General features: G+C 73.2%; 7 protein-coding genes. 4 read left to right on the top strand and 3 right to left on the bottom strand.

Features of this window, described 5'->3' with window-relative positions; all coding sequences use genetic code 11:
- Positions 1 to 357: ABC transporter permease (locus G9H71_RS20025; RefSeq protein ID WP_166284554.1), on the top strand; the 357-nt coding region annotated here is incomplete at its 5' end.
- A gap of 62 nt (positions 358 to 419) precedes the next feature.
- A complete protein-coding gene (locus tag G9H71_RS20030) occupies positions 420 to 1814 on the top strand; it encodes a class II fumarate hydratase (protein WP_166284555.1) in 1395 nt (464 codons plus the stop codon).
- Positions 1815 to 1894: 80 nt separating this feature from the next.
- Here the strand turns inward: G9H71_RS20030 and G9H71_RS20035 are convergent, their stop codons facing one another.
- Entirely contained in the window at positions 1895 to 3220 is a 1326-nt protein-coding gene (locus G9H71_RS20035; RefSeq protein WP_166284556.1) for a PhoH family protein, read from the bottom strand.
- A 352-nt stretch (positions 3221 to 3572) separates the two neighbouring features.
- Between G9H71_RS20035 and G9H71_RS20040 the strand changes: the two genes are divergently transcribed.
- Positions 3573 to 5009: a GGDEF domain-containing protein gene (locus G9H71_RS20040; RefSeq protein WP_231135170.1), complete on the top strand. Its 1437-nt coding sequence runs from the start codon at positions 3573 to 3575 to the stop codon at positions 5007 to 5009.
- 38 nt (positions 5010 to 5047) lie between these two features.
- On the opposite strand, the gene G9H71_RS20045 is transcribed toward G9H71_RS20040, so the two are convergent.
- Positions 5048 to 5809 carry an isoprenyl transferase gene (locus G9H71_RS20045; RefSeq protein WP_166284558.1) on the bottom strand — a complete coding sequence of 254 codons (762 nt, stop codon included), beginning with the start codon at positions 5807 to 5809 and terminating at the stop codon, positions 5048 to 5050.
- Positions 5810 to 5901: 92 nt separating this feature from the next.
- A complete protein-coding gene (locus G9H71_RS20050) occupies positions 5902 to 6474 on the bottom strand; it encodes a flavin reductase family protein (RefSeq protein WP_166284559.1) in 573 nt (190 codons plus the stop codon).
- Positions 6475 to 6865: 391 nt separating this feature from the next.
- Between G9H71_RS20050 and G9H71_RS20055 the strand changes: the two genes are divergently transcribed.
- Positions 6866 to 7027: a hypothetical protein gene (locus tag G9H71_RS20055; RefSeq protein ID WP_166284560.1), complete on the top strand. Its 162-nt coding sequence runs from the start codon at positions 6866 to 6868 to the stop codon at positions 7025 to 7027.
- Positions 7028 to 7106: the final 79 nt, after the last annotated feature.

Consider the following 7106-nt stretch of genomic DNA (forward strand, 5'->3'; position numbering starts at 1 on the left):
CCCGGGATGGTGCTCGTGCCGCTGATCGGCGTGCTCACCGGGCTCGGGTTCGCGTTCTTCGGGATCTGGACCGCCGCGGTGGTGCCGTCCATCGACTCGTTCAACTACATCATCTCCGGGCTGCTGACCCCGCTGTTCCTCGTCGCGGGCACGTTCTTCCCGATCGACCAGCTGCCGGAGTGGGCGCAGACGCTCGCGCTGCTCAACCCGCTCTACCACTGCGTACAGCTCGTCCGGCACGCCGTCTTCGGGCTCGACCCGCTCGCCGACCTCGGGCACGTCGCCGGGCTCGCCGCGTTCGCCGCGCTCATGGGCGCGCTGGCCGTGCGCCAGATGCGCGCGAAGCTGATCGACTGACGCCGGCCGGAAGGGGCGGGGCGGGTTCCGGAGCCGCCACGCCCGCGCGGCAGGATGACCTCATGGCAGATGAGGAGTACCGGATCGAGCACGACTCGATGGGTGAGGTCCGCGTGCCGGCGCGGGCGAAGTGGCGTGCGCAGACACAGCGGGCGGTGGAGAACTTCCCCGTCTCGGGGCAGCGCATCGAGCGCGCGCACATCGAGGCGCTGGCGCGGATCAAGGCCGCGGCGGCGAACGTCAACGCCGAGCTCGGCGTCCTCGACCGCGACGTCGCGGACGCGATCGTCAGCGCGGCGGAGGAGGTCGCGCGCGGGGACTGGGACGACCACTTCCCCATCGACGTGTTCCAGACCGGCTCGGGCACCTCGAGCAACATGAACACCAACGAGGTGATCGCGACCCTCGCGACCGAGCGCCTCGGCAAGCCGGTCCACCCGAACGACCACGTCAACGCCTCGCAGTCGAGCAACGACGTCTTCCCGTCCTCCATCCACATCGCCGCGACGAGCGCGGTCGTCAACGACCTCGTTCCCGCCCTGCGCCACCTCGAGGGCGAGCTGGGCAAGAAGGCGGCTGAGTGGGCGCAGACGGTGAAGAGCGGCCGCACCCACCTGATGGACGCGACGCCCGTGACGCTGGGCCAGGAGTTCGGCGGCTACGCGGCGCAGGTCCGCCACGGCATCGAGCGGCTCGAGGCGGCCCTCCCCCGCGTGGCCGAGCTCCCGCTCGGCGGGACCGCGGTCGGCACCGGGATCAACACCCCGCGCGGCTTCTCCGAGCGCGTCATCGCCGAGGTCGCCCGCGCGACCGGGCTGGCGCTCACCGAGGCGCGCGACCACTTCGAGGCGCAGGGCGCCCGCGACGGCCTGGTCGAGCTGTCGGGCCAGCTGCGGACCATCGCGGTCTCGCTCTTCAAGATCAGCAACGACGTGCGCTGGATGGGCTCGGGGCCGCGCACCGGTCTGCAGGAGCTCTTCCTGCCCGACCTGCAGCCGGGGTCCTCGATCATGCCGGGCAAGGTCAACCCGGTCATCCCCGAGGCGCTGTGCATGGTGTGCTCGCAGGTCATCGGCAACGACGCCACGGTGGCGTTCGCCGGCAGCGCCGGCAACTTCGAGCTCAACGTCATGCTCCCGGTGCTCGCGCGCAACGTGCTCGAGTCGATCCGCCTGCTGGCGAACATCTCCCGCCTCTTCGCCGACAAGTGCGTCGCCGGGCTGGTCGCCAACGAGGAGCGCTGCCGGGAGTACGCCGAGTCCTCCCCCTCGGTCGTCACCCCGCTCAACAAGTACATCGGCTACGAGGAGGCGGCCAAGGTCGCCAAGCAGTCGCTGGCCGAGCGCAAGACGATTCGGCAGGTCGTGCTCGAACGCGGCTACGTCGAGCAGGGCAAGCTGACGGCCGAGCAGTTGGACGCGGCGCTCGACGTGCTGTCCATGACCTCGCCGTCCTGACGCGTCCCGGCACGGGCAGGCGGCGCCTGCTGTCGTCCCCACGACAGCGGGCGCCGCCTGCTCCGCTCGGGGCCGCCTGCTCACATCTGCAGGTCGCCCAGCATGTCCGTCACGAGCGCGGCGATCTGCGAGCGCTCGGAGCGGGTCAGCGTGACGTGGGCGAAGAGCGGGTGCCCCTTCAGCGCCTCGATCACGGACGCGACGCCGTCGTGCCGCCCGACCCGCAGGTTGTCCCGCTGCGCGACGTCGTGGGTGAGCACGACCCGCGAGTTCTGCCCGATGCGCGACAGCACGGTCAGCAGGACGTTGCGCTCGAGCGACTGGGCCTCGTCGACGATGACGTACGCGTCGTGCAGCGACCGCCCGCGGATGTGGGTCAGCGGGAGCACCTCGAGCATCCCGCGGTCGAGCACCTCCTCGACGACGGCGGGCGAGACGAGCGCGCCGAGGGTGTCGAAGACCGCCTGGCCCCAGGGGCTCATCTTCTCCGACTCGGACCCGGGCAGGTAGCCGAGGTCCTGGCCGCCGACGGCGTACAGCGGTCGGAAGACGACCACCTTGCGGTGCTGCCGACGCTCCATGACGGCCTCGAGGCCGGCGCACAGGGCGAGCGCCGACTTGCCCGTGCCGGCGCGCCCGCCGAGGGAGACGATCCCCACCTCCGGGTCGAGCAGCAGGTCCAGCGCCACCCGCTGCTCCGCGCTGCGCCCGTGCACGCCGAACGCCTCCCGGTCGCCGCGGACGAGACGCACGGACTTGTCCGGCGCCACCCGGCCCAGCGCGCTCCCCCGCTCCGAGAGCAGCCGCAGCCCGGTGTGGCACGGCAGCTCGCGGGCCGCATCCAGCTCGACCCGGTCGGACTCGTAGAGGTCGTCCAGCACGTCCGCGGGCACGTCGAGCTCTGCTATCCCGGTCCAGCCGGCGTCGACCGCCTCCCCGGTGTCGTACTCCTGCGCCTGCAGGCCCACGGCGGCGGCCTTCACCCGCAGCGGCAGGTCCTTCGAGACGAGCACGACCGCGTGCCCCTCGGCCGCGAGGTTGCGCGCGACGCTGAGGATCCTGGTGTCGCTGTCACCTTGGCGGAAGCCCGCCGGCAGGACTGAGTCGTCGACGTGGTTGAGCTCGACGCGGAGCGTTCCGCCGCCGGGAACGGCCAGCGGCTCGTCCAGGCGCCCGTGCTCGACGCGCAGGTCGTCGAGCAGGCGCAGCGCCTCCCGGGCGAACCAGCCGAGCTCGGGGTGGGCGCGCTTGGCCTCGAGCTCGGTGATGACCACGAGCGGCAGCACGACGTCGGCGTCGCGATAGCGGAGCGCGGCGCGCGGGTCGGAGAGCAGCACGCTCGTGTCGAGGACGTACGTGGTGGGGCCCGCAGCGAGCGGCTGCGGCGAGCGGGACGAAGCAGTCACGAGGTACCCCCGGCGGGCGTGCACCTCCGCCCGCGCGAACGTCAGCGCCGGTTGGCGGTCGACCGGGACCGGGCCCGAGGGCCGGGTGCCGGCCCTCTTCCTCGACTGGCGTGCAGCACGAGATCGGGCCTCCCGTGACGCGCGGACGGTCGCCCGGCGTCGCTCCGAACGCTACGGACGCGACCGCTCGTGTGGCGGACGACACGCGCTCGTTTACCTGAACGAGCGATGACAGGACGGCGACCAGAGGCCGCGAACGGCACACTCCGGGGCGAACGGCGTGAGGGGCCGCACGATCGCCCGCGCAGGCCTCAACCGCGGCGTGTGACCGCCGATGTGAAATGGCGTGAACATGCGGCTGTGGAAGGTGTACTCGGCCGCAGGTGCAGGGATCATCGCCGGCTACCTCGCCCTTCCGCCCGGGCTTGCCCGGGACGGGGCGTACCTGCTCATGGGGCTGGCGGGCGTCGTCGCGATCCTGCTCGGAGTGCGCCTCAACCGGCCCGTGCGCGCCGCCCCTTGGCGGCTCATGGCCGTGGGTCAGTCGACCTGGTTCGCGGGCGACGCGGTCTACTGCTGGTACGACCACGTGCTGCACCGGAGCCCCTTCCCCTCCCTGGCCGACGGCCTGTACCTCGCGGCGTACCCGTTGTTCGCCACGGCCCTGGCGATGCTCATCCGCGGTCGACGGCCGGGTCGTGACCGCGAAGGGCTCATCGACGCCTCGATCTTCACGATCGGGCTCGCTCTGCTCTCGTGGGTGTTCCTCATGCGCCCGACCCTCGACGACTCCGGGGCGTCCCTGGCCGCGCAGGTCATCGGCATCGCGTACCCGCTGGGCGACGTCCTCCTGGTGGCCCTGCTGATCCGGCTGCTGACCACGCCCGGTGCCCGGACCTCGGCGTTCCGGCTCCTCGCGGCGGCGGCGGGCGCGCTGCTCGTCGCCGATACCGCGTACGCAGCCCTCGAGATCACGGCCGCCTACACCGAGGGCCCGGTCGACCTGCTGTGGCTCGGCTCGTACGTGCTGTGGGGGGCCGCGGCGCTCCACCCTTCGATGCGGGTGCTGTCCGAGCCGGCGGCCGATCGCGTCGTGGTCTTCAGCCGGGGGCGGCTCGTCGCGCTGTGCGTCGCGAGCCTCGTGTCACCCGCTGTCCAGGCGCTGGAGGCGTGGCGCGGTATGCGGCTGGACGTCTGGGCCGTCGTCGTCAGCTCGGCCAGCCTCTTCCTGCTCGTGATCCTGCGCATGGCGGGCCTGCTGACGCGCCTGCAGAGCCAGGCCGGCGTGCTCGCAGACCTCGCGCGCACCGATTCGCTGACGGGGCTGGCCAACCGGCGCACGACCGAGGCGGAGCTGCAGCGGGCGTTGGCGGCCGCAGCAGCGGACGGCGGTGTCGTGTCGTTGGCCATGCTGGACCTGGACCACTTCAAGGCTTTCAACGACACCTTCGGCCACCAGGCCGGTGACGGGCTGCTGAAGCAGGCCTCGACCGCCTGGGGGGCGCGACTGCCGGAGGGCGCGCTGCTCGGGCGCTACGGCGGGGAGGAGTTCGTCCTGGTGCTCCGCGGCGAGGCAGCGGTCGATCCGGTGCGGACGGTGGAGACGCTGCGCCCGGCTACACCGCTCGGTCAGACGTTCTCGGCGGGAGTCGCGGTCTGGGACCGCGGGGAGGACGCGTGCCGGCTCGTCGCACGGGCCGACGTGGCGCTGTACGCCGCGAAGCGCGGGGGCCGCGACCGCGTCGTCGAGGCCGAGCCTGACGCCGTCCTCGCCCCTGCCGCACGCTGAGCACACGGCGAGCAGCGCTTCGGTACGCGCGCTCCGCCTCAGCTGCCGAACCGGCGCTCGCGCGCGGCGTAGTCGCGCAGCGCCCGCAGGAAGTCCACCTTGCGGAAGTCGGGCCAGTGCGCGTCGCAGAACCAGAACTCCGAGTGCGCGCTCTGCCACAGCAGGAAGCCGGACAGGCGCTGCTCGCCCGACGTGCGGATGACGAGGTCGGGGTCGGGCTGGCCCTTGGTGTAGAGGTGGTCGGCGATGTGCTCGACGTCGAGCACCTCCGCGAGCTCCTCGATCGAGGTGCCACGGCTCGCGTGCTCCTGGAGGAGGGAGCGGACTGCGTCGGCGATCTCGCGGCGCCCGCCGTAGCCGACGGCGACGTTGACCACCATCCCGGAGGCGCCGACGGTCGCGTCGCCCGCCTGCTTGAGCGTTGCCGCGGTCTCTGGCGGAAGGATGTCGAGGGCGCCCACCGGATGGACCCGCCACCGGCCGGCGCGGGCCAGGTCCTGCACCACGTCCTCGATGATCCGCAGCAGCGGCTCGAGCTCCTCCCGAGGCCGGGAGAGGTTGTCGGTCGAGAGCAGCCAGAGCGTGACGACGCCGACGCCGGACTCCTCGCACCAGCCGAGGACCTCGGAGACCTTCTCCCCGCCGCGGCGGTGCCCCTCACTGGGGTGCTCGCCGACGGCCCGGGCCCAGCGTCGGTTGCCGTCGAGGATGATGCCGACGTGGTGGGGCACCCGGCTCCGGTCGAGCCGGGCGGCCAGGCGCCGCTCGTACAGCCCGTAGACCAGCTCGTGCAGTGCCACGGGAACCCCTTGCCCAGCGCAGCCGTCGACCTACCGCGCAGGGCCGGGACGAGAGCGGTCCGCGTCGGCGGCGGCCCGGGCGGGCCGCGTGCCTATGATCGCGGGCTGTCGCCGGCCGGGCGCGCGACGGGGCGGCCGGTGCGGAACGGCGGCAGCGGAGTCGGGGCGGCGAAACGGCCCTCGTGGTGCACCAGCGGCCGTCCGGTGCGGCCCGGGCGCACGTCGAGGACGCGGCCGAGGACCAGCAGGTGGTCACCGACGGGGATCTGGGTCTCGGTCGCGCACGCCAGCCAGGCCAGCGCCCCGGCGATGACGGGGTGGCCGTGGGCGTCCGGCTCCCAGGGCGTCTGTGCGAAGCGGTCGACGCCGCGGGTCGCGAAGCGGGTGGCGACGTCGGCCTGGCCCGAGCCGAGCAGGCTGACCGCGAACGTGTCCGCGCTCTCCACCGCGTCCAGGCTCGAGGCGGTGTTCGCGATGCAGAAGGACACCAGCGGAGGCTGCAGCGAGACCGCGGTGAACGAGGAGACGGTCAGGCCGGCAGGCCGGTCGCCGTCCATCACCGTCACCACGACCACGGAGGCGGCGTGGCGGCGCAGGGCGGACCGGAGCCGGTCGGGCGCCACGGCCTCGCGGGCCTGCGGCGGGCGCAGCGGGACAACACTCATCAGTCGCCACCTTCTCGAGAAGGTCGATATCGGATGCGGGAATTGCAATGCGTGAAGCCGGCGTCTGGCGACGCTCGACGACCGTGAGGTGCCCGGTGTGCTTGCCGTGGAGGAGCACCTCGGAGCCGCGCGGGATACCAGCGGCCGGGGCCGCCCGAAGGACAGCACCTCGCGCGCCCGGCTCGCCGCCCCGCGTCGACACGGCCGCACGGTCAAGCAGGGTCAGCGGCCGCGGCGACAGGCGGCGCTGGACCGGCGGCACAGGTCGACGTGCCGCCGCCTGACGAGGAGGTGCCGGCGTCGCATGGCCAAATCCTTTAATCCCGCTAGGACATGTGTCAAGCTGTGCGCACGGCGCGCCACCGCGGCGCCGGAGGCCTGAGGAGGAGAGATGCGTACGCAGCACCAGCGCGGCCGCGCCCCCCTCGGCCGCACCCCCTCCGGCACGCCCGGCTCCTGGCGCCTCGAGGACTTCTGGCCGGGGCGCCGGGGCCACGCGTTCGACGAGGCCTGTCCCGGCCGGTCGACCTTCCCCTGCCGCCTCCGCGGCTGACGTCCTCCGGCCGAGGGCGGGACGCGGACGCGGCACGACCGCTCGCCCGCCTTCCCCCGACAGGACGTGCCTCGTGCCC

The sequence above is a fragment of the Motilibacter deserti genome, assembly GCF_011250635.1.
Lineage (GTDB): Bacteria > Actinomycetota > Actinomycetes > Motilibacterales > Motilibacteraceae > Motilibacter_A > Motilibacter_A deserti.